The organism is Moraxella nasicaprae (genome assembly GCF_025643275.1).
GTDB classification, from domain to species: Bacteria; Pseudomonadota; Gammaproteobacteria; order Pseudomonadales; family Moraxellaceae; genus Moraxella; species Moraxella nasicaprae.
In genome coordinates, this window is sequence record NZ_CP089977.1 from 451,381 (window position 1) to 473,557 (window position 22,177).

Annotated in this window: 18 protein-coding genes; 9 read left to right on the forward strand and 9 right to left on the reverse strand. The window is 42.8% G+C overall.

Annotated features, from left to right (window positions below; translation table 11 throughout):
* Window positions 1-334: 334 nt before the first annotated feature.
* Both LU297_RS01975 and LU297_RS01980 read right to left on the reverse strand, forming a co-directional pair.
* On the reverse strand, window positions 335-1,657 hold the full coding sequence (locus tag LU297_RS01975; RefSeq protein WP_263077308.1) for a solute carrier family 23 protein: 1,323 nt from the start codon (window positions 1,655-1,657) through the stop codon (window positions 335-337).
* Window positions 1,658-1,935: 278 nt separating this feature from the next.
* Window positions 1,936-3,270, reverse strand: a complete 1,335-nt coding sequence (locus LU297_RS01980; RefSeq protein WP_263076743.1) for an ATP-binding cassette domain-containing protein — start codon at window positions 3,268-3,270, stop codon at window positions 1,936-1,938.
* A 304-nt stretch (window positions 3,271-3,574) separates the two neighbouring features.
* Between LU297_RS01980 and ileS the strand changes: the two genes are divergently transcribed.
* The 4 genes from ileS (at window position 3,575) to LU297_RS02000 (ending at window position 8,618) form a co-directional block, all read left to right on the forward strand.
* Window positions 3,575-6,358: an isoleucine--tRNA ligase gene (gene ileS / locus LU297_RS01985; RefSeq protein WP_263076744.1), complete on the forward strand. Its 2,784-nt coding sequence runs from the start codon at window positions 3,575-3,577 to the stop codon at window positions 6,356-6,358.
* Window positions 6,359-6,560: 202 nt separating this feature from the next.
* Window positions 6,561-7,433: an alpha/beta hydrolase gene (locus LU297_RS01990; RefSeq protein ID WP_263076745.1), complete on the forward strand. Its 873-nt coding sequence runs from the start codon at window positions 6,561-6,563 to the stop codon at window positions 7,431-7,433.
* A gap of 99 nt (window positions 7,434-7,532) precedes the next feature.
* Window positions 7,533-8,081 (forward strand): signal peptidase II, encoded by a 549-nt coding sequence (gene lspA, locus LU297_RS01995; protein ID WP_263076746.1) that lies wholly within the window; start codon window positions 7,533-7,535, stop codon window positions 8,079-8,081.
* A gap of 45 nt (window positions 8,082-8,126) precedes the next feature.
* A complete protein-coding gene (locus LU297_RS02000; RefSeq protein ID WP_263076747.1) occupies window positions 8,127-8,618 on the forward strand; it encodes an FKBP-type peptidyl-prolyl cis-trans isomerase in 492 nt (163 codons plus the stop codon).
* A gap of 43 nt (window positions 8,619-8,661) precedes the next feature.
* On the opposite strand, the gene LU297_RS02005 is transcribed toward LU297_RS02000, so the two are convergent.
* Both LU297_RS02005 and LU297_RS02010 read right to left on the reverse strand, forming a co-directional pair.
* A complete protein-coding gene (locus tag LU297_RS02005) occupies window positions 8,662-9,435 on the reverse strand; it encodes a lysophospholipid acyltransferase family protein (RefSeq protein WP_263076748.1) in 774 nt (257 codons plus the stop codon).
* 176 nt (window positions 9,436-9,611) lie between these two features.
* Complete coding sequence (locus LU297_RS02010; RefSeq protein WP_263076749.1) at window positions 9,612-10,097, reverse strand: FKBP-type peptidyl-prolyl cis-trans isomerase; 486 nt, start codon at window positions 10,095-10,097, stop codon at window positions 9,612-9,614.
* 397 nt (window positions 10,098-10,494) lie between these two features.
* On the opposite strand from LU297_RS02010, the gene LU297_RS02015 reads away from it, so the two are divergent.
* Window positions 10,495-12,255 carry a M61 family metallopeptidase gene (locus LU297_RS02015; protein WP_263076750.1) on the forward strand — a complete coding sequence of 587 codons (1,761 nt, stop codon included), beginning with the start codon at window positions 10,495-10,497 and terminating at the stop codon, window positions 12,253-12,255.
* A 6-nt stretch (window positions 12,256-12,261) separates the two neighbouring features.
* Here the strand turns inward: LU297_RS02015 and LU297_RS02020 are convergent, their stop codons facing one another.
* Both LU297_RS02020 and LU297_RS02025 read right to left on the reverse strand, forming a co-directional pair.
* On the reverse strand, window positions 12,262-13,035 hold the full coding sequence (locus LU297_RS02020) for a pseudouridine synthase (protein WP_263076751.1): 774 nt from the start codon (window positions 13,033-13,035) through the stop codon (window positions 12,262-12,264).
* 87 nt (window positions 13,036-13,122) lie between these two features.
* On the reverse strand, window positions 13,123-15,204 hold the full coding sequence (locus LU297_RS02025; RefSeq protein WP_263076752.1) for an OmpA family protein: 2,082 nt from the start codon (window positions 15,202-15,204) through the stop codon (window positions 13,123-13,125).
* Window positions 15,205-15,470: 266 nt separating this feature from the next.
* On the opposite strand from LU297_RS02025, the gene LU297_RS02030 reads away from it, so the two are divergent.
* A complete protein-coding gene (locus tag LU297_RS02030) occupies window positions 15,471-16,076 on the forward strand; it encodes a rhomboid family intramembrane serine protease (protein ID WP_263076753.1) in 606 nt (201 codons plus the stop codon).
* Between the two features lie 52 nt (window positions 16,077-16,128).
* Here LU297_RS02030 and LU297_RS02035 read toward each other — a convergent pair whose 3' ends face one another.
* Window positions 16,129-17,190 (reverse strand): enoyl-CoA hydratase/isomerase family protein, encoded by a 1,062-nt coding sequence (locus LU297_RS02035; protein ID WP_263076754.1) that lies wholly within the window; start codon window positions 17,188-17,190, stop codon window positions 16,129-16,131.
* A 176-nt stretch (window positions 17,191-17,366) separates the two neighbouring features.
* On the opposite strand from LU297_RS02035, the gene yaaA reads away from it, so the two are divergent.
* Window positions 17,367-18,146, forward strand: coding sequence for a peroxide stress protein YaaA (gene yaaA / locus LU297_RS02040; protein WP_263076755.1), 780 nt, complete (start codon window positions 17,367-17,369; stop codon window positions 18,144-18,146).
* Window positions 18,146-18,970 (forward strand): thermonuclease family protein, encoded by an 825-nt coding sequence (locus LU297_RS02045; protein ID WP_263076756.1) that lies wholly within the window; start codon window positions 18,146-18,148, stop codon window positions 18,968-18,970. Before yaaA ends, LU297_RS02045 begins: the two co-directional genes overlap by 1 nt.
* A 49-nt stretch (window positions 18,971-19,019) precedes the next feature.
* On the opposite strand, the gene ftsH is transcribed toward LU297_RS02045, so the two are convergent.
* Both ftsH and LU297_RS02055 read right to left on the reverse strand, forming a co-directional pair.
* Window positions 19,020-20,909: an ATP-dependent zinc metalloprotease FtsH gene (gene ftsH / locus LU297_RS02050; protein WP_263076757.1), complete on the reverse strand. Its 1,890-nt coding sequence runs from the start codon at window positions 20,907-20,909 to the stop codon at window positions 19,020-19,022.
* A gap of 134 nt (window positions 20,910-21,043) precedes the next feature.
* A complete protein-coding gene (locus LU297_RS02055) occupies window positions 21,044-21,676 on the reverse strand; it encodes an RlmE family RNA methyltransferase (RefSeq protein ID WP_263076758.1) in 633 nt (210 codons plus the stop codon).
* A 136-nt stretch (window positions 21,677-21,812) separates the two neighbouring features.
* On the opposite strand from LU297_RS02055, the gene LU297_RS02060 reads away from it, so the two are divergent.
* On the forward strand, window positions 21,813-22,130 hold the full coding sequence (locus tag LU297_RS02060) for a YhbY family RNA-binding protein (RefSeq protein WP_263076759.1): 318 nt from the start codon (window positions 21,813-21,815) through the stop codon (window positions 22,128-22,130).
* Window positions 22,131-22,177 lie beyond the last annotated feature (47 nt).

Consider the following 22,177-nt stretch of genomic DNA (forward strand, 5'->3'; position numbering starts at 1 on the left):
ACAATGTCTTCCAAAACAATGTTTTTCCAAAAGCAGAAGGTTTAAAAAAAGTATGTCAGACCAAATTTAATCGCCCAACCCCAATCATCAATCGAAGGTTTGACATGATGACGGTTTGATATTAGTCAGCATGAGCGATGTTGTTTGCTGTATATTTTTTAAACCTTAGCCCAAAAAGTAAGGAATGATAGACAAAGCCATCATTCCCTTGTTATTAACAAAATGCTTACAGGCTGTATTATAAGTCATTTTTTGGTAACAATCACGCAATTTATATCAATACAAGCCAGCTTATCATCAAAACCTGATGATAAAGTGATTTTTTTGATGAAAATCAATGAGCCTGTGTGTCAATATCGCCATTTGATTTTTCGCCAAGGCTTAAAAACCAATGCAAGAAAATTGCCGCAAAAGTTGCCGTACCAATACCACCCAAGTTAAAACTACCAATCATCAAACCAAAGTCGCCTGTACCCAAAATAATGGTAATGGCAGCAACCATGAGATTTTTATTGCTGGCAAAATTCACTTTATTATCAATCCAGATTTTCGCCCCAGCAATGGTAATCAAACCAAAGACCACAATCGATGCCCCTGTTAGCACAGGACTTGGAATGGTCTGAATCATCGCCCCAAATTTTGGCGAGAAACCCAGCACCATCGCAAACACACCAGCAATCACAAAAATAATGGTCGAGTACACACGAGTTACTGCCATCACGCCAATATTTTCGCCATAAGTGGTCATGCCAGTACCGCCCACGCCTGCTGACAAAGCTGTCGCCACGCCATCTGCAAAGAACGCCTTACCAAGCTGTGGGGTGAGGTTTTCGCCCGTCATTGCCCCAACAGCCTTAATATGTCCTAGATTTTCGGCAACCAAGATAAAAGCAACAGGAGCAATGATGAGCATCGCATTGGCATCAAAAGTTGGGCTACTAAAATTTGGCAAACCAAACCAAGCAGCATCAGCAATCAGACCAAAGTCAATCGGCTTGCCCATGCCAAATCTGTTTGCAACGATGGCATAAATCACATAAGCCAAAATCAGACCCAAAAGCAGTAACAATCTTTGCATAAAGCCACGACTAAATACCGCAATCATACCCATACACAGCACTGTCACCAATGCCATCAGCAGTTCAAAAGGTTTGCCTTGCACGCCAGAAACCGTTACAGGGGCAAGGTTTAGACCAATAATCATCACCACCGCACCAGTCACGACAGGTGGCATGAGTTTTTCAATCCATTTGGTGCCTGTTGCCATCACAATCAGACCAATCACTGCATACAAGATACCGCAAGCAATGATACCGCCCAATGCCACCGAAAGATTGGGATTTGCCCCAGAACCTGTGGCATGAGCCGTCGCTGCCGCCACCACACCAATGAAAGCAAATGACGAGCCAAGATAGCTAGGCACACGCCCGCCTGTCATCAAGAAAAATAAAATGGTGCAAACACCACTCATCATGATGGCAAGGTTGGCATCAAAACCCATCAACAATGGCGCAAGCACCGTCGCCCCAAACATCGCCAGCACATGCTGTAAACCAAGCATGATACTTTGGGCAGGTGGTAGATATTCGTTAGTAGCGACAGGCTGGGTGTTAATGTCACCCCGATACGCCTGCCATTTTGGAAACCAGCTCATGATTCACCTTCTTTCTTATTATCCAAATACACTTTTAAAAAACAAAATCGGAGCATTATACAATAAATCGTTGGTTTTTTGTAAAAAATTTATCATAATTTTTGCAAAAAATATTTTTAAGTTGCACGCCAAGCCTTATTGACTGCAAAAAAAAATCAGTTAGCATACATCAGAAATCTATATATGACTTTTAAGGACATTAAGTAGATGGTGTTATTCGATAGCAATCAACAGCAATAAAGCCATTAACTTAACTATATAAAGTTAATGGCTTTATTATTTTAACGATGTCGTATTTCAATGACTAAGAATTGGTTGGCAAGTTTGATTAACTTTTCATCAACCATCGCCATATTATTTTTGTCCAAATGAGCATCCCATTCGTCCAATAATAGAACTTTAATATCATCAGATGCCACTTTGCTTAATTCATCTAATTGGCTTAATAATTGTTGTCCTGATGAACCTTGATAAGACATCGTATTGGCAAAGCATAAAGAATGTTTGGCTGGTAGATAATATGCCTTATCGCCAAAGTGTTCTTTTAATTGTAATAATAATGACGATTTGCCCACGCCATTTTGCCCAATTAAAGTCATTCTACCTGTTTTGGGTAAAGTGTCTTTATCAAAGGGTAAATTGGTTTGTTTTATACTGATTTTATCATATTGAATAAAGGGTGTTAAATCTTGATGATTGTCTTTAAAAATGGTAAATAACCCATTGATTCTTGCTTTTATCATTGCAAGACCAACATTATAACTAATCAAAGTATAGCACATTTGTAAAAGCTGAATTTGTCTTGGCAAAGTAGCAATCAATACCGCCAATACTGCATTATTATGCCAGTTTTGTTTAAATAAATATAAAGACACACCCAAAACAGGTATCATCAAAATCAGCATAGCAATGGTGGCACTGACATATCTTATCTTTTCGGCAGATAGATTGGTATGGGTGGTTTTGATAAATTGCTTGTCTGTTTGATTGCTAAATAAATGATAATTATAGTGGTTATTTAAGATAATATTATCCCAGCTGTGGTGCAAAATACCAATTAAGCTTAGGCGGGTATTTTGGGCGGTGGTGGCTTTGTCATCAATATAACAATTTAAATAATAAATCAATAAAAATGACAATGCCATTCCAATGCCATACGCCCATAAAATACGAGTATCCAATACGAAAGCAATAACCCCAATATTAAGCAGGACATTTAATAATAAAGAGAATAAATCAAAGATGATATTACTAAAATCATCAATGGTATCTTTGCTTTCTTGACTTAATAGGGCGGTGGTGGTTTGTTTTTGGGTTTGGTTATTAAATAAAGTTGCCTTGCCCAAAAAGTGAGTATCAAACGCCTTGATATAATCTTGCCAAGCACGATATTTGCCTTTTTCCAAATAAATGATAGAAAAATAAGCAGGAATATAAACGATAATCAGCGAAACAATAAAGGCAATAATAAATTGGCTATTTAACACACCATTGCCAAATTGTTCGCCCAATTTTGCGATAAAATAAGTACTACTTGCAACAATCAGCTGTTGAATGATAATAAAAATACTTGCCAAAAGATAATGGCGGTTTAATAATAAATAAACATCACGCATTGGATTTTCCTTAAATTGTAAAATTTTGACAATAAAAATCCCTTACCAATCTTAATAAGATTGATAAAGGTTAAGGAAAATGGGTTAAGGTGGCGTGAGTGGTAAAAACATCGGTCAAGCTTCCAGCTTGTTTTGTTGAAAAATCGTCCAAATACACCAGCAATCTAGCAAAACCAACTCGTTAAGTCAAACACTTTATCCTTAATGCTCACAAATTTCGTCCAATTTATCTGAATAAACCTTTATCAATCAGTCATTTTGGGCTATAATTAGTGGTTTAATCCGTTATCAAAAGAGCCGCATCATGAGCCAAGCTACTGACTATAAAAATACGCTAAACCTTGCCGATACCGCCTTTCCAATGCGTGGCGATCTTGCCAAAAGAGAGCCTGCTTGGTTGGAACAATGGCAAAAAGACGATGTTTATGGACAAATCAGACAAGCTCGTCAAGGTCAAAAAAAATACACACTGCACGATGGCCCTCCCTATGCCAACGGTCAGATTCACTTGGGTCATGTAGTCAATAAAGTCCTAAAAGACATCATCATCAAATACAAAACCCTAGACGGCTATGATGCTCCTTATGTGCCAGGTTGGGACTGTCACGGTTTGCCAATCGAACAAAAAGTAGAAGGCATCTTAGGTAAAGTTGGTCAAGAAAAAGACGGTCGCATCATCAGTGCCACAGAATTTAGAAAGGCGTGTCGAGACTACGCCAAAAGCCAGATTGAACTACAAAAGGCAGATTTTAAGCGACTTGGCGTGCTGGGCGATTGGGAAAACCCCTATTTGACCATGAATTTTGGGCAAGAAGCTGACACCGTGCGAGCCCTTGCCAAAATCTATGACAACGGACACATCACTCGTGGCATGAAGCCTGTGAATTGGTGCTTGGACTGTGGCTCTGCCCTTGCCGAAGCCGAAGTGGAATACGAAGATAAAACCTCTGATGCCATCTATGTGGGCTTTGATATTGTTAATCGTGAAAGTTTGGCACACACTGCCCATTTGGACGGCAAATTACAAGCAGTGATTTGGACAACGACCCCTTGGACACTCCCTGCCAACCAAGCCATTTCTGTTCACTCTGAGCTTGATTATGTGATTGTCAAAAGTGAAAAAGGGTATTTTATCATTGCCGAAAGTCTAAAAGACGACTTTGCCAAAAATACCCATTTGGAAAATTACGAGCTTATCGCAACCATTAAGGGCAATGAATTCACCGCCCTAAATGCCCAACACCCTTTGATTGCCGAGCGTCAAGTACCCATCATCACAGGCGAGCACGTGACTGCCGATAGCGGTACTGGTCTTGTGCATACCGCCCCTGCTCACGGTGTGGACGACTACAATGTTGGTAAACTCTACAACCTACCCACCGAAAATCCTGTGGGCGGTAATGGTGTATATTTACCAGAGGCCAAAGTCTTTGTGGGCGAGCATATCTATAAAGCACAGCCAAAAATCATCGAAACCTTGCAAGCAAGCGGTCATCTACTGGCTCATAACAAAATTCGCCATAGCTATCCGCATTGCTGGCGACACAAGACACCGATTATCTTTCGTGCCACACCACAATGGTTCATCAGCATGGAAACGCAAGGTCTGCGTGAACAAGCATTGGCTGACATTAGCAAGGTTACTTGGACACCAGCATGGGGACAAAACCGCATCGAATCAATGATGAACGGTCGTCCTGATTGGTGTATTTCTCGCCAACGCACTTGGGGTGTGCCGATTACTTTCTTTATCCATAAAGATTCAGGCGAACTACATCCACGCACCAGTGAACTGATGGAACAGGCTGCCAAGCTGATTGAGCAAGGCGGTGTTGAGGCGTGGTTTGATGCCGATGCTAGCCAATTCATTGGTGATGATGCTAACGATTATCAAAAATGCACCGACACGCTAGATGTTTGGTTTGATAGTGGAGCAACCAACTTTGCTGTACTGGGCAGCCGTGCAGAACTGGACAGCCCTGCTGACTTATACTTAGAAGGCAGCGACCAACATCGTGGTTGGTTCCAGTCATCGCTTTTGGTGGCAGAAAGTGTGTATGGTCGTCCGCCCTACAAACAAGTTTTGACACACGGCTTTACGGTAGATGCCAAAGGCTATAAACTTTCTAAATCTAAGGGCAATACCAAAGGCTTTGAACCTGCCGAGCTTGCCAATAAATATGGCATTGACATTGTGCGTCTATGGGTGGCAAGTAGCGATTACCGCTATGAAATGGCAGTCAGCAAAGAAGGCTTTGACCGTGTTAGCGATATGTACCGCCGTATTCGTAACACTCTTCGCTTTTTGCTTGCCAATACGGACGATTTTGACCCGCAAAAGGACATGGTTGCTGACGATGAATTGGTTAGCCTAGATAAATTTATCCTTAATCGTACCAAGACCGTACAAGACAGCATCATCGCCGCCTACAATGAGATGGATTTTCATCAGGTGTGTCAGGCAGTGATGGATTATTGCTCACAAGATTTGGGTGGTTTTTATCTAGACATCATCAAAGACCGCACCTATACCACCAAGTCAGATGGTCAGCCTCGTCGCTCAGCACAGACCGCCATTTATCACATTGCTCACGCCCTACTTCGCTGGATTGCACCAATTTTGTCATTCACGGCACAAGAGGCGTGGCAAGTGCTTAAAGGTACTGATGGCTACATTTTTACCCAAGAATGGTACAAGCTACCAGTCATTAGCGATGCCATCACAGTTGAAGATTGGCACACCATCATCACCATCAAAGACACTGTAAACAAATCTATTGAAGAAGCTCGTACCGCCAAAGTTGTCAGCAGTAATTTGACCGCCAAAGTTGTCATCACTGCACCAAAAGAATTGGCAGATATTTTGGGCAAACTGGGCGATGAGCTGCGTTTTGTCTTCATCAGCAGTCAGACCATTGTGCAAGCTGGCACAGAATTTGTGGTCGATATCAGTCCTGCCGATGGCGAAAAATGCGTGCGTTGCTGGCATATTTTGCCAACCGTGGGTAGCCATACAGAACATCCAGAGCTTTGCCCAAGATGTGTGGAAAATGCCTTTGGTCATGGCGAACGCCGTCAATTTGCCTAATTTAATCAGAAGAAACGGTGCATTAGGCATGCTTATGCACCGTTTGTAAAACCATTCTTAAATCGTTGATAAAAATACTGCGTCTGATTTGGGTCAAATTTACCACCCCAAACAAGATTGCTGTGTCTGGGCAGATGTTGTTGATGATTTTTATGGCGGTGGGCAATCACACAAAAAAATCGTTATTCTTTGGTGAATATTTATGTCAAAGCGTTTAAAACTGACCAAAAAAGCATTAAGCCTATTGATGGGCAATGCGTTTATTTCGGCAGAAACAATCAAACAAAAACGCTCTTTTAATACACCAAGAGCAGATATCACAAAGACATTAAAAAAACTTAGTCGTATCAAGATTGATTATGTGGACAACAGAGAAGTTATTGTTTTAAACCAAAAGAATGACACACAGCCAAGATTGATTTATATTCACGGTGGAGCTTATGTCAATGATTTGATTAAGCCGCATTGGGATATGATTGAATATTTAATCAAAAAAGCTGATTGTTGCGTTATCGTACCGATATATTGGCTCGCTCCCAGAAGCTCTTTTGATGATGAATTGCCTTTTATTTTGAACATATATGAAATTTATGGCAAAAATGATTGCTTTATCGCAGGCGATTCGGCTGGGGCTGGCTTTTCGTTGGCATTCACCATTTATTTACGCAATCAGCACAAACCTTTGCCAAAATCCGTATTCTTATTCTCGCCTTGGCTGGATGTTACCATGACCAATCCTGGCATTAAGGCATTAGAAAAAGATGACATCATGCTGGCTGCCGATGGTTTGATTTGGTGTGGTAAACAATGGGCAAAAGAGCGAGCAACCACCGACCCACTGATTAGCCCAATATATGATGAATTAACTGATTTGCCTGCTTTGTATATTTATCAGGGTACAGCAGACATCTTCTTGGCTGATGTCAAAAAATTTGATGAAAAAATCAAAACAACCAACACCTCTTGTCAAACAAAAATCTATCAAGATGGATTTCATGTTTTTATGGGGGCGACTTTTTTACCAGAAAGTCGTCAAGTGCTCGATGAAGTGGCCGATGTCATTCAAAGAAAATAGTCAGCAAGGTGTAAGGCATGTAATACGCACCATTTAAAGCACGATACCCAAATATGGTCGTTACACCACCCGACAATTTAACCTGTTAAGAAATAAATTATGACCCAAAACACCCCTAATACCCAACACACCTCCAAGCCAAAATTAAACGGCAAATCTGCCTTTATTTATTATATCATTGGCTTAATTGTTTTAATTTTTGACCAAGTCAGCAAAATTGGCTTTCAAAACTGGTTAAAAGTAGAATACACTTCTGTGCCTGTCATTGAACCGTTTTTTAATTGGACTTTGGCATATAATCGCGGGGCGGCGTTTAGTTTTCTTGCCAATCAAGGCGGTTGGCAAAAGTACTTTTTTGCTCTTTTGGGCATTGCCGTATCCGCCTTTATTGTCTATTATTTACGCAAAATCCCCAAAAGTGCCAAAGTCCTAGCGTTGGGGCTTGCTTTGGTGCTAGGCGGAGCGATTGGTAATGTCATTGACCGTTTGTTATATGGCTATGTGATTGATTTTATTCATATTCATTGGTACGATGTTTGGCATTATCCTGTGTTTAATGTGGCGGATATTGGCATCAGTATTGGTATGGTGCTGGTGCTATTTGACATGTTATTTTTAGAAAAAAGACGCAACCAAACCACCATTTAGTCGCCATCAAATCTTAATCAATATTTTATAATCCAAAGAATATTTATGAATAGCCCTATTTTACCCAGCGAAGAGATTCGCATCACAGATGGCAGTACCGTCAGCCTGCATTTTGAAGTCAGCCTACCCAACGGCACGGTGATTGATTCTACTTTTGGCAGAGATACTCCCGTCAGTCTTACCATTGGCGATGAAAGCCTTTTGGAGGGCTTTGAAAAGGTACTCATCAATCTAAAAGCAGGTGACACTCGCACCGCCCATCTACCACCAGAACAGGCATTTGGCGAATGGAATCAGGAAAATGTACAGTGCTTTAACAAAAGCCAATTTATCCTATCCGAACCCAATCCTGTGGTCGGCATGATGATGGAGTTTGCCGATAAGGGTAATAATTCTTTGGTAGGTGTGATTAGCGAGGTTAGTGATGATGAGGTCAAAGTTGATTTTAATCACCCCTTGGCAGGTCAAGAAGTACTGTTTAAAGTACAGATTTTCAAGGTAACGCCACAAGGTCAAACCGCCTTTGAAATCCGCTAATAAAACAGCACAAAAAACGACCCATCACGGTCGTTTTTTTGATTTAGGCGGTTACCACTTGTGCGTGCAGTCGTGCCAAGCCCTCCTCCATGGCTGACTGCAAGATGGCAGTCAGCTCTTTTTGGGTCTTATTGGCAGGATTGATGGCATCAAGCGGTAATACATAAGCGGTAATCTGCCCATTATCCGCCACTCGTTTTAGGCTATCAACCATCGTGCGATTGCCATAATAAGCAGCATCATCGGAAAGTTTGCCATCTTTATCCACATAAGCGATGACCATGGGGCAAATTGGCAATCCTGTATCCATCGAGGCTTGTAGTAGCTTGCCATAGATTTTTTTGATTTGCTTGCCGTCTGTGGTGGTCGCCTCTGGAAAAAACACCACCGAAGACCCACCCTGCAAGAATTTGGCAATCTGCTCAGATACAGAGCCTGTGTCGCCCGAGCCACGCTTGATGAATAGCGTACCGCCTGCCTTTGCCAGCCGTCCAAAAATCGGCCACTCGCCAATTTCTGCCTTTGACAAGAAAAATACAGGAGCCACACTACCCACCACAGGAATGTCCAGCCATGACACATGGTTACTGACCCATAGACCATGCCTTTGGGGAATGGGAGCAACCTGCACTACCTGAACACCAAATGAACCTGCCATTTGTCGACAAAATGCCTGAATATGTGGCGGTAGCTTATCCCTAGGTGGTTCATCGCCAAATGCACCAACACGATATGCCGCCCCAAAACCTCTGATGAGTGTTGTTGTTAATCCCGTGATTGCCTGTGTGCGTTTTAATTGTCTGCCAATAAAGCCCATTGTGTCAGCCTTTTTTCTTACCAAAGTTAAGCGTACAAGCCTAAACCCAAATCTTAAAAAAATCAAGTATTTTAGTGAACAATTATACACTTTATTGTAAATATTTGCAAAACATCACGCTCATCATAAAAAAATCCCAAACCGCAGACGGCTTGGGATTGATTATTGGCATCAGATTAGTGATGATGACCGCCAGCACCGTGAGCATGCCCGTGAGCAATCTCATCAGCAGTTGCTGCACGCACTTCTACAATCTCAACATCAAAGGTCAGCTCAACACCAGCCAATGGGTGATTGCCGTCAACCACCACCACATCATCAGTCACATCTTTGACAGTAACTAGCATGACATGACCATCATCAGTTTGTGATTGAAACTGCATACCAACTTCAATGGTATCTACGCCTTGAAAGTTTGCACGAGGCACTTCTTGAACCGCTTCGGCAAGATATTCGCCATAAGCGTCAGCAGGTGCGATGGTGGCGACAAATTTATCGCCCGCTTGCTTGCCTTCCATTTGTTTTTCAAGACCTGGAATAATGTTGTGATGACCGTGCAAATATGCCAATGGCTCGCCACGAGATTGGTCAAGCACTTCGCCTTCGGCATTGGTCAAGGTGTAATTAAATTGTACAACGGTATCATTAGCAATGATTGTCATAAAAAATCCTTAATAAAACGCCAACCAAGCACCACGCAAACTATTTGGGTGAGCTAAATTTGGCAAAAGTTAATTTCATTATACCAAAAAAGCTGACAAAAAGGATAATAATTACAAAAAATTTGCCATAACCATCTCTTGGCTTATGGGTGCGAATTTGCTATGATGACAAAGTTTAGATGGATTTTATGCTCAACTCCATTCAAAACCAGCCAAGGTTTTTTTGTTTATGACAAACTTAAAAAACCCAACAAAAAACCGTGCCACTCTTTGACCGACTTAGAGCGAACAGTTTTTTGTCTGATTTTGAGATGAGATTAAGCATAATAAAATCTGATACAGATAATCAAAATAGCAATGACACTAACAGAAAATTATTGAATCACGCAGGTATGACATGAATTATCTCATCAATTTTCAGCGTTTTTATGAACATTTGGCAGATGTACAATGCCAATTCATCGCACCAACGGATGCACCAAAGCTATGGATGCCCACTTGGATTGCTGGCAGTTACATGATTCGTGAATTTAGTAAGCACATCACGGCAGTGTATTATCAAATTGGACAGCAAACCTTTAAGGCGAACAAAACCAACAAAAACACCTTTGAGCTGACGCACGCCAAGACAGGCGATGACATCAGAGTGCATTATGAGGTGTATTGCTATGATTTGTCAGTACGCACAGCATTCATCGACCACACTCGTATCTTTGGTAATTTTAGCTCCTTGTTGCTATTTTTGGAAAATCATCATAAAGATACAGCCAGCCTACAACTAAGCGTGCCACAGAGCTTTTTGAACCAAAATCCCGATACGCTCATCGCTTGCGGTCTGCCTCATCAAAGCAAGCAAACAGATGAAGGCATCACATACACCCTGCCTGCCCTACCTGCCTTTGATTATACCGACTATCCTTTTGAGATTGGCACACAAGTGCAGTTTGAATTTGCACCAAACAATCAAGGCAAAAATATTCGCCATCGCTTCTTTTTGGCAGGTCGCCATCACGCCAACCTGACCAGATTGCAAGCAGATTTACAAAAAATCTGCCAAACTTACATCACTTGGCTGGGCGATGTGCCATTTGATGATTATACCTTTATGACAATGGTAACAGGTAGTGATTATGGCGGTTTAGAACACCTTAATTCCACCGCCTTGGTCAGTCCACGCACCGACATGCCAGCGATGAATGAACCGCAGATACCAAGTGCTGACTACCAGCGATTCTTGGGTTTGTGCAGTCATGAATACTTCCACGCTTGGTGGGTCAAATCAGTGCGTCCTGATGTGATGATGGATAACGATTTGCAACAAGAGGGTTATACGCCACTATTATGGGTGTTTGAGGGCTTTACCTCTTATATTGATGATTTGATATTATTGGCATCTGGTGTTATTGATAAGTCAAGCTATCTAAAACTATTAGCAGCCCAAATCAATCGCTATGAACAAACAGATGGTCGCCATCATCAAAGTGTTGCTGAATCTAGTTTTGATACTTGGATTAAGCTATATCGACCTGACGAAAATTCCAGCAATCAGTCCGTCAGTTACTATAACAAAGGAGCATTGGTTGCTTTGTTGCTGGATTTGACTTTGCTAGAACAATCTGCTGGCAAATACCGCTTGTTTGATGTCATCAAAACTTTCTACGATAAAGCAAAACATGCTGGTGGTTTTTTTGGCATGACCACCCAAATCATGGGCGAAGTGGTCTCATCCATGATTGGTCAGGAAGTCTGGCAATCATTTTATGCAGACTATGTCATTGGCACAGCACCACTGCCCATCGCTGACATGCTGGCAAAAGTACACATCACCACCGACATCAGCACAACAGCCAAGCCTTGGGGTATGAGTATTGATGAAAATAAATTTGGTATAAAAATCAAACAGTTGCATAGAGATAGTGCTGGCAGTCTAGCAGGTCTTTCTGCCAATGACATCATCATCGCCATCGATGGTATCAAAGCCAGTCAGGCGGTGCTTAGTCATGCCATCACACGCCAAAATCACGATAAAAAAGCCATCACCGTACACGCATTTCGCCGTGATGAATTGATGACTTTTTATGTGGCACATAAGCCCACTCAACATCAGCAAGTCAAACTCTCAGGCGATGGTGATGCTTGGCTTAAATTTAACTTTTAGGCAGCATCACATCTTAGCGTTTGACTTTTTGTAGCGAATCACTCGACTACCCTGTCTTTTTTGCAGGGTAGTTGATGGTTTGTTGGTGTAAGCCTTTGATTGTCGGGTTGTTTTATCTTGATAAAGGGCTGATTTTTTCTGCCCAATATGTCGCTTATCATCACAAGGATTGATGCCCAACGCCAATAATTGCTCATCACTTAGGTAAAACCGACAGCTTTCGCCAACCGCCAAATTTGCCAGTGTCCAATCGCCCACTTGGGAGCGAATCAGCCTTAAACACGGCAAGCCAACTGTCGCCACCATGCGGCGAACTTGACGATTTCTACCCTCCATAATGCTGATTTTTAGCCAAGCAGTTGGAATATTGGCACGCTGCCTGATGGGTGGATTACGCTCCCATAGCTTGATGGGCAAATCTTGTTCCAAAATATGCTCCACTTTGGCTGGTAAAGTCATGCCATCTTTGAGCAACACTCCCTGTCTAAGCAGTTGTAACTGCTCATCTGTGGGCAGGTTTTCCACTTGCACCAAATAAGTTTTGGCGTGCTTTTGACTGCGTTGATTGGTGTTTTTGGCATTTGGCGGCGTGGTGATGGCATGATTTAATCCACCGTGATTTGTCAAAATTAACAAACCCTCACTATCTTTATCCAGTCTGCCAGCCACTCTAAGACTTTTGTCATCAAAAAAATCCGCCAAAGTCGCCATCGTAGCAAACTCTTTGCGAAATTGACTATGCACACCGTAAGGTTTGTTAAATAAAATCACGCTTGCCATCATTGCTCCAAAAATAAAACACCCAAACGGTCATCATACCGTCTGGGTGTGATTTTGGCAAGATATATCAATCAAGCCAATTTAGCATTATTGTACGCTAAATTCGATGCGGCGGTTCTGGAAACGACCTTCTGCGGTGTCATTGCTCGCCACAGGATTGTCAGGACCTGCACCTTTGGTGCTCAAACGGTCAGCTGCAATGCCTTTTGATACTAGGTAATCACGCACTGCTGTCGCACGAGATTCTGACAATTTTTTGTTATAAGCAGCAGAACCTTGGCTGTCTGTATGACCTGTAATCAATAGCTTCACATCAGGCAAAGCGGTCAATTTGGTCACTGCCAAATCAAGAATTTCTTTATTTTCTGCTGGAATGGCATTTGAGCTGGTTGCAAAGTTGATGATTTGCATATTCAATGCTTTTACCACATCTTCGGCAGTGGCGTTATCAGCCAAGCCAGTTAGAGCTTGTTTTGCACTCTCATTGCCTGCTTTGGCAGCAGCTTCTGGATCTAGTTGCTGTGCTGGTTGGGTGGTAGCTGGTTGAGCATTTTGAGCATCAGATGCAGGCTGAACCTCAACCACATAATCGCTTGGCAAGCCAGCCTTAGCAGTTTCTACCAATTTGGCAGCAGCAGCTGGGTCTTGGGCAGAGAATTGAACAGTCTTATCAGTCACAGTCACGGCAGCGTTTGGTGTGCCTTTAACAAAACCAACAATGTTTGCCAACTGGTCAGCAGCCATCAATTGAGTACCAAAGTTTTCTTTGGCTTCAACTTGACATACATCGCCAGCAAATAGTGAGCCAACGCTGTTTTTGATTGATGCAAGAATGCTGTCATCACCTGCTTGGGCTTGACACGCTTGCAAAGCACCAGCGGCATCAGTTGATGCGGTGAATACTGCTGGCATTTTGCCTGCTGCCATATCTGCGGCAACAGCTGGCAACTCTTCAACAGTAAAATCTGCTGGCAAGATGCCCTTAGCACCTTCAATCAGTTTGGCGGTGTCAGCAGTACTGCCTGCACCAAAACGCACCACTTTGTCAGCGATAGACAATTTCGCCTCTGGCACGCCTTTCATCAAGCCAAACAAGGCTGGCAAATGCTCGGCAGCTGGCATGGTTTCGCCATGACCTTCTGTCACGCCCAAATCTTTACAAGCATCAGTACCAAATGCGGTCGCAATCGCTGTGCTGATACTGCCAACAACGCCTTGTGAGCCGACTTTGGCATCACAGCTGGCAACTGCTTGACCTTGTGCATCAAGTTGCAAATCCAAAGTCGCTGGTGTCGCTGCAACCGCTTGGCTATCAGCTTGAGCTTCTTGGTTGGCGGTAGGAGCAGCAACTGGTGCTGGTTTCTCTTGACAGCTGCGAAGCAACAGCCACGCCAACCCACCAAAAATAATCAAACCAATGATTGGCAATAGATTTTTCAAAAATCCACCTTTTTGCTCGCCAGAAGCAGCTGTGGTGGCAGCCGTATTTACATGGGTAGCGGCTGGTTTTTGCTCGGCTTTTGGTGCAACATCAGCTTTTGGTGCAGTAGCATTAGCGGCAGCAGCTACGCCTGCGGTCGTTGCAGCGGCAGCAGCAACTGGGGCGGCTACGCTGGTCGTGCTTTGTGTGCTTGTGGTGGTGCTGTGAGCATTACCCAAGCCAGCAGCTGACTCGTCAGACTTAGCAAAACCTGAAACCAAAGTTGCACCGCCAGCCAACAGACCTGCTGGCAATAGTGAACCTGCCCATGCTGGCAATGCACCACTAAAACCTGTGATGGCTTGCTTGGCATAATCAGCCACAGAAACATTACCTGCAAATTCTTGAATTTTTGCCAAACCAGCAGGTGCTGCTGCATTCAACAATGATGATACAGATTGGGTAGGTAGATTAAATTCTTTGGCAAGTTTATCTTGCAAGTCAGCAGTTTGATTGATGGTACTACCGTTATTTAATACCGCATCAAGCAAATTTTTGCCATAATTGGCATCATCTTTTGCCAAAGATGCCAAACGCTCGGCAGCATTGCCCTTGGTTAAATGAGCCACAAAAATTGGATAAAATACAGATAACAATTTTGCTTTAACGCCTTGTTCACCTGCCACATCGCTGGTCGCTGCCAATACTTGTGGCGTGACCAATTCGCTTAATTTTTCAAATAGATTCATCATTGTTCCTAAAAAAGGTTAAATTCTCGTGCCTTACAATTCATCGACAATTTTGATGGTTTGCTGACACTGGCGACTATTTTGACTGATTTTTTATTAAGATAAAAGGGCTGGCAACAATAGATAAACAAAACTTTGGCATAATCAACAGTTTATATTCATATCGTTACAAAAAACACACACAATACGACCACGAAAGTTGGTAAAACCTTCAAAAACTGCTATACTCTTTTCATCTTATTATTATCGCCAGTGAAACCAAATATATGAGTCACACCATCGCCATTATCATCATCACCGTTCTAGTCAGTCTTGCCGCCTGGCAATCTCGCCCCTTATTTGAACGACTGATTTTTTGGTCGCCCGCCATCAAAAAAGGTCAAATCGATCGATTTTTGACGCATGGTTTTATTCATGCTGATGGCATGCACTTGCTGTTTAATATGTTTACGCTGTATTTTTTTGGGCAGGCGATAGAAATTTTTTATCTAAGTAAATTTGGTAATTTTGGCTTCATTGGTTTTTATATTGGTGCAATCATCGCTGCCATCATACCCACTTTTTTACGCCACAAAAACAACGCTCGATATTATAGCTTAGGGGCATCGGGTGCGGTATCAGCGGTATTATTTGCGTTTATTTTGTTTAAGCCATGGCAAACCCTGTACCTATTTGCTGTATTACCAATTCCTGCCATCGTCTTTGCAGTTGCCTACACGGCATATAGCATCTATGCCGACAAACGAGGGCGTGATAACATCAATCACTCCGCCCATTTGTACGGAGCTGTCTTTGGGGTAGTGGCTACGCTGATTATTGAACCAAAGCTGATTGGTCATTTTGTACAATCTTTGCTCCACCCAAATTTCTAAAACACCACAATAAAGAAAAAAGCACGAAACCATTGTTGCGTGCTTTTTTTGATTACCAAGCCACAAAATGCTCTTTGATGTGCGACTTAGGCAGGGTATCTAGGGTGTACCGCCATTTTGGCTGTTTATCTTTATCAATCAATAAAGCTCGCACCCCTTCATAAAACTCGCCATAATGACAGCAACGCACCGCCACCACCAACTCCATTGCCAACGCCTCATCAAAAGTCATGGGCTTGTCATGGAAAATCTCCCAAGCCAATGCTGCCGAAGTGGGACTACCTGCCTGATAATTTTGGATTGCCTGAGCAAGATAAGCATTGTTTTGGTACTTTTCCAAGCCAATCAAGCTGGAAAATTCTTGCAAACTTGATGCAGCCATCAACTCATCAATCAACTGTTTTTGCTCCCAAGCCCAGCCCTCGCCCAGCACACGCTCATCATGCAAAGTTGTCAAAATCCTACTGACCGTATGATGATTGGGATTTTCTTGCCAATTTGCCTGTTGTAGAGCGATGATGAGCTTATCATAATCATCACTTGCCATGGCAAAATCCGCCACACCAAGTTTAAGAGCATCTGCACCATTAAACCTTGCCCCTGTCAGACCAAAAAACAATCCCATCTTGTCAGGCATTTTTTTCAAAAAATAAGACGCTCCTGCATCAGGAAATAGCCCAATACCAATCTCAGGCATTGCCATCATGGTGCTTTGGGTAACAATGCGATGACTGGCAGGCGTTGCCAATCCCATACCACCGCCCATCACAATGCCACTTGCCCAGACGATGATGGGCTTGGCATAATGCCCAATCTGCTGGCACAAACCATATTCGTGACGAAAGAATTCCAATGCTGTCGGATTGGGGAAAATGGCAGGGTCATAGGCATGATACAGACTTCGAATGTCGCCACCAGCACAAAAAGACTTTTCCCCTTCGCCACGAATGATGATGGCAAGCAGGTCATCGTCTGTTGCCCATTGTTGTAATAGCTGACTGCTTTGTTTGACCATTTCCAAATTTTGGGCATTGAGAGATTTGGGATTGTCCAGCGTGATGACACCGATTTTTTTGCCGTGATTTAGCGTGATGTATCCTTGTTTGATACTCATTTGGCACTCCTTTTTGTCTTGATTTTTTTAGATTATACCGACTTACCCAACAAAAGACCAGCCAAAATTTGAGCGATTTTAGCCAGTCAATCATGCTGTTTGATAATCTTGGGTTGGCAATTTATCAATGTTTGCTATAATAAATCCATCATTAGTCATCAGTTGGAAAATTTATCATGTATTTCTTACTTTCCCCCGCCAAAAATCTCAACGAAAAAGACTCAGTGCCTGTTTCATTTTCATCATACAGTCAGCCAGAACTGATTGAACAAGCCATCATCTTGATGCAAGCACTCAAACGCTGTGATAGTATTGATTTACAAGAGCTGATGCACATCTCTGATAAAATCGCCCAGCTTAATGTCGCTCGCAACCAAGCGTGGAGCTATCCTTTTGGCGATAATGCCAAGCCTGCCGCTTATCTGTTCGATGGCGATGTTTATACAGGTTTGGATGCTTATCATCTAAGCAAAGATGAGATGCTATACTTAAATGAACATCTGGGCATTTTGTCAGGCTTGTATGGTTTATTAAAGCCACTGGATTTGATGCTGCCTTACCGCCTTGAAATGGGCACAAAGTTTAAAACCCAGCATGCTGACAACCTTTATCAATTTTGGGCAAATACCATCACCGACCTCATCAATGCTCGCCTGCGTGCTGGTCAATATGACACTTTGGTCAATTTAGCATCAAGCGAATATTATGGTGCGGTCAATCCAAAACTGATTGACGCAACCATCATCACGCCACGCTTTGAAGACCAAAAAAATGGTCAGTACAAAGTCATCAGTTTTTATGCCAAAAAAGCTCGTGGTCTGATGGTTAATTATGCCGCCAAGCACGGACTGACCAATCCTGACGACTTGAAAAATTTTGACAGTGAAGGTTATTATTTTTATGCCGATGGCAGTGATGAGACCAACTGGATATTTCGCCGTGATGAGCAGTGCTGATGGCAAGAAAACCGCTTAGACCACCACCTGCCAAAAGCACCCTGTCATCAACACTCAACCACATCGTGCGATGGCTGATTGGGGTGCTGTTTATTGTGTTTGGCATCACGCTGTCTGTGGTTAATCTGGGGGCGGCAGCATTGTGGCTCATTGCAGGATTGGTGCTGCTGCCACCGATGGCAAAATACTTTACCCTATCTTCCGCCAAACTTTATCTTACCAGTCTAAGTTTAATGATGGTAGGCTTGCTGGTGGCGGTGATTGATGGGGTGAATAAACAGTCAGACAAAACAGTGCTTGATACCATCCAAGAGCTTGGCACAACGCTACAAACAACAGCACCGCCCAAGAGTAGCCCAAGCAAAACAACCCAAACAAGCAATCCTAAAACCAATCACAAAACTCACAAAAATAGCATTCATTGTAGAATTGTCAAAGTATCTGATGGAGATACTGCCACTTGCCTTAGCGATGACAAAACCCAGCTTCGCATTCGCCTATGGCAAATTGATGCTCCCGAAAAAGGTCAGCCATTTGGCAATGCCGCCAAACAAGCATTGGCAGAGTTGATTTTTGACAAACAAGTGATGCTAAACATTAGCAGCACCGATAAATATGGTCGCTATGTTGGCGAGATTTTTGTCGGTCAGCAAAATGTTAATAAGCAGATGGTCAAAATTGGCATGGCTTGGGCATATCGTGAATACCTAAAAGACGATAACTATCTGCGTTTGGAACAGGATGCCAGACGACAACGCCTTGGATTATGGATTGATAAAAATCCTGTTTACCCAAGCGATTTTCGTAAACAAAAGCAAAATTAACACCATAACAAAAAACACCCTAACTTAGGGTGTTTTCTTTGTTATCCAATCAGACTGGTAGTGGTGGCGGTAGCTCATTTTGAGGAGCTTGCACCACAGGCACTTCATGCTGATATTCTTTTGGCTCTCTTGGTGTTTCGCCATTCATAATTTGCAAGAACTGCTCACGGTCAATGGTCTCCCATTTCATCAATGCTTCGACCATGGCGTGCATCTTATCATGATTCTCATCGATGAGCTGATACGCCACATCGTATTGAGCCTCTAAGATACTTCTGATTTCATCATCAACTTTTTGTTGAGTCGCCTCAGAAATCGTACGAGTGCTTCCACCTAGATAGCCACCATGTTCTTCGGCTTCATAGACCATCACGCCCATCGCATCAGACATACCATAGCGAGCTACCATAGCACGAGCCATTTTGGTGGCTCTTTCAAAGTCATTGGACGCACCTGTTGATTTGCGATTAACAAAAATCTCTTCGGCAATACGACCACCGAACAAGATGGACAGCTCATTAAGCATCTTATCTTTATAGTTGCTGACCATATCATCTTCTGGTAACTGCCAAGTCACCCCAAGTGCCCAACCTCTTGGCATGATGGTAACTTTATGGACAGGGTCTGTGCCTGGCAACAAGTGAGCCACCAATGCATGACCTGCCTCATGATAAGCAGTAGCACGACGCTCTTCCTCTTTTAGTACCATTGACTTTCTTTCAGGCCCCATGTATAGCTTGTCTTTGGCATCTTCAAAGTCATTCATGTCCACACTTGTCTTGTTGCGGCGAGCAGCAAATAAAGCCGCCTCATTAACAAGGTTGGCAAGTTGAGCTCCACTAAATCCAGGTGTACCACGAGCTAAAGCATTCACATCGACACCGATGGTCTGTGGTAGCTTTTTAAGATGTACATTAAGAATTTGCTCACGACCTTTGATGTCAGGCAGACCAACTGATACTTGGCGGTCAAAACGACCAGGACGAAGTAGTGCCTTATCCAAGACATCAACACGGTTGGTTGCGGCGATGACGATAACACCATCATTGCCCTCAAAACCGTCCATTTCAACCAGCAATTGGTTGAGTGTCTGTTCACGCTCATCGTGACCACCGCCCATGCCAGAACCACGATGACGACCAACTGCATCAATCTCATCAATAAAGATGATGCACGGAGCGTTCTTTTTGGCTTGGTCGAACATGTCACGCACACGGGACGCACCCACACCCACGAACATTTCGACAAAATCAGAACCTGAAATGGAGAAAAATGGCACCTTTGCCTCGCCTGCAATGGCTTTGGCAAGCAATGTTTTACCTGTACCAGGAGGCCCTACCATCAGCACCCCTCTTGGAATGGTTGCACCAAGTCGAGTGAATTTGGCAGGGTCTCTTAGAAAATCAACAATCTCCACCACTTCTTGCTTGGATTCTTCACAGCCAGCCACATCAGCAAAGGTCACTTTGATTTGGTCTTCTGACAGCATTTTGGCTTTTGATTTGCCAAAACTCATTGGGTTGCGACCGCCACCCATGCCAGAACCGGCACCACCGCCCATGCCTCGCATGAACAGCCAAAACAGACCAATGATTAGCAAGATTGGAAAAGCTGCAATCAACAACTGCGAGCCTAGACCTTGTTTTTGCGGTGCTGTGCCTTGCACTTCGACTTGGTGCTTACGAAGCAGTGGCATCAATTCATCATCACTGATGGCAGGACGCACCGTTTCAAAGGATTTTCCATTGACTTTCGTGCCTGTAATCTCTTCACCGTCAATGACCACATCTTTGATTTTACCTTCGGCAATTTCGCTGACAAATGCTGAATAATTCATTGAATCAGTTTCAGCATTCATGCGGTCTAGGTTGCCAAACACAGCAAACAAAATACCGAAAATCACCAGCCACAATAAAGTGGTTTTAATTCTATCACTCAAACCTTCTTATCCTTTAAGCGATACACGCTTATCTGTCGTGGACAATGTCAAATTTAATCTCATCATAGATTAACACAATTTTAGAATAAATAGGGGCAATTTTTTTTACTTTCAAGTCAATTGATGACTTTGATTTATTTAATTGCCACCCAAAACATCTCTTTGGAGCGTGGACGAGAAGCAGCAGGTTTAATACTTTTAATCTTACTAAACTGTTTTTGCATATTGGCTCTAAGTTCTTGCGAGCCTTCGCCCTGAAAAACTTTCATGATTAATGCACCGCCTTCTGGCAACACTTTTAGAGCAAAATCCACCGCAAGCTCACACAAATACATCATTCGTGGCTGATCAACCGCTGACATACCAGAGGTATTGGGTGCCATGTCTGACAACACCACATCGACCCTGCGACCACCCACCTCGTCCATGATTTGATTAAACACCTCTTCTTCTCGAAAATCCCCTTGGATAAAGGTAACATTTTCCAGCGTATCCATTGGCAAAATATCAGAAGCAATGAGCGTGCCAGTATCGCCAACCAGCTTGCCCGCCACTTGCGACCAACTACCTGGTGCAGAACCCAAATCCACAACCGTCATGCCTTTTTTAATCAAGCCTGTTTTTTCGTTGATTTCTAGCAGCTTATAAGCCGCTCTGGCACGATAACCCTCTTTTTGGGCTTTTTGGACATAAAAGTCATCGATATGTTCTTTCATCCAAGCACGGCTGGATTTGGAAAATTTTTTATTTTTAATGCGAGTTGCCATTGTGTTGATTTCTCTATCATTTGTTTAATCGATTAGTTTACCATTATTAACGACATTTTTGTAAAAATTCTGCTATAATAAAGGAGATATATGACAAATTTTTGTCCACTTTTCCAATCATTCATCTGGATATTTCATGAGCAAAAAAATAAAAATGCAAGACATTAAGGCGTTGCGTGGTATTGGTCATCGCCTAAATCCCATCGTTACTGTTGGTGCTAATGGTCTTAGCCCAACTTTACTTGAAGAGGTTTCTCGTGCCCTACACGACCACGAACTCATCAAGATTAAAATCCCAGCAGGTTCTAGCGAAGAACGCAAAGAATGTGCCGATGCCATCGCCCAAGCCACCGATTCTCAGGTCATTCATCACATTGGGCGTATGGTGCTATTGCTAAAAACCAACCCAGATGCCAACGACAAATTATCTAATTTGAGTCGTTTTGGTTTTTAAGATTTTTCATGCCCAAAAGCCGTCTTTGTGCGGCTTTTTATTGGATT

What these genes read in the sequence shown, in the direction of transcription:
- LU297_RS01980 (WP_263076743.1), bottom strand. Translation starts at nt 3,270, where the DNA reads ATGCGTGATGTTTATTTATTATTAAACCGCCATTATCTTTTGGCAAGT.
- ileS (WP_263076744.1), top strand. Translation starts at nt 3,575, where the DNA reads ATGAGCCAAGCTACTGACTATAAAAATACGCTAAACCTTGCCGATACC.
- LU297_RS01990 (WP_263076745.1), top strand. Translation starts at nt 6,561, where the DNA reads ATGTCAAAGCGTTTAAAACTGACCAAAAAAGCATTAAGCCTATTGATG.
- lspA (WP_263076746.1), top strand. Translation starts at nt 7,533, where the DNA reads ATGACCCAAAACACCCCTAATACCCAACACACCTCCAAGCCAAAATTA.
- LU297_RS02000 (WP_263076747.1), top strand. Translation starts at nt 8,127, where the DNA reads ATGAATAGCCCTATTTTACCCAGCGAAGAGATTCGCATCACAGATGGC.
- LU297_RS02005 (WP_263076748.1), bottom strand. Translation starts at nt 9,435, where the DNA reads ATGGGCTTTATTGGCAGACAATTAAAACGCACACAGGCAATCACGGGA.
- LU297_RS02010 (WP_263076749.1), bottom strand. Translation starts at nt 10,097, where the DNA reads ATGACAATCATTGCTAATGATACCGTTGTACAATTTAATTACACCTTG.
- LU297_RS02015 (WP_263076750.1), top strand. Translation starts at nt 10,495, where the DNA reads ATGAATTATCTCATCAATTTTCAGCGTTTTTATGAACATTTGGCAGAT.
- LU297_RS02020 (WP_263076751.1), bottom strand. Translation starts at nt 13,035, where the DNA reads ATGGCAAGCGTGATTTTATTTAACAAACCTTACGGTGTGCATAGTCAA.
- LU297_RS02025 (WP_263076752.1), bottom strand. Translation starts at nt 15,204, where the DNA reads ATGAATCTATTTGAAAAATTAAGCGAATTGGTCACGCCACAAGTATTG.
- LU297_RS02030 (WP_263076753.1), top strand. Translation starts at nt 15,471, where the DNA reads ATGAGTCACACCATCGCCATTATCATCATCACCGTTCTAGTCAGTCTT.
- LU297_RS02035 (WP_263076754.1), bottom strand. Translation starts at nt 17,190, where the DNA reads ATGAGTATCAAACAAGGATACATCACGCTAAATCACGGCAAAAAAATC.
- yaaA (WP_263076755.1), top strand. Translation starts at nt 17,367, where the DNA reads ATGTATTTCTTACTTTCCCCCGCCAAAAATCTCAACGAAAAAGACTCA.
- LU297_RS02045 (WP_263076756.1), top strand. Translation starts at nt 18,146, where the DNA reads ATGGCAAGAAAACCGCTTAGACCACCACCTGCCAAAAGCACCCTGTCA.
- LU297_RS02055 (WP_263076758.1), bottom strand. Translation starts at nt 21,676, where the DNA reads ATGGCAACTCGCATTAAAAATAAAAAATTTTCCAAATCCAGCCGTGCT.
- LU297_RS02060 (WP_263076759.1), top strand. Translation starts at nt 21,813, where the DNA reads ATGAGCAAAAAAATAAAAATGCAAGACATTAAGGCGTTGCGTGGTATT.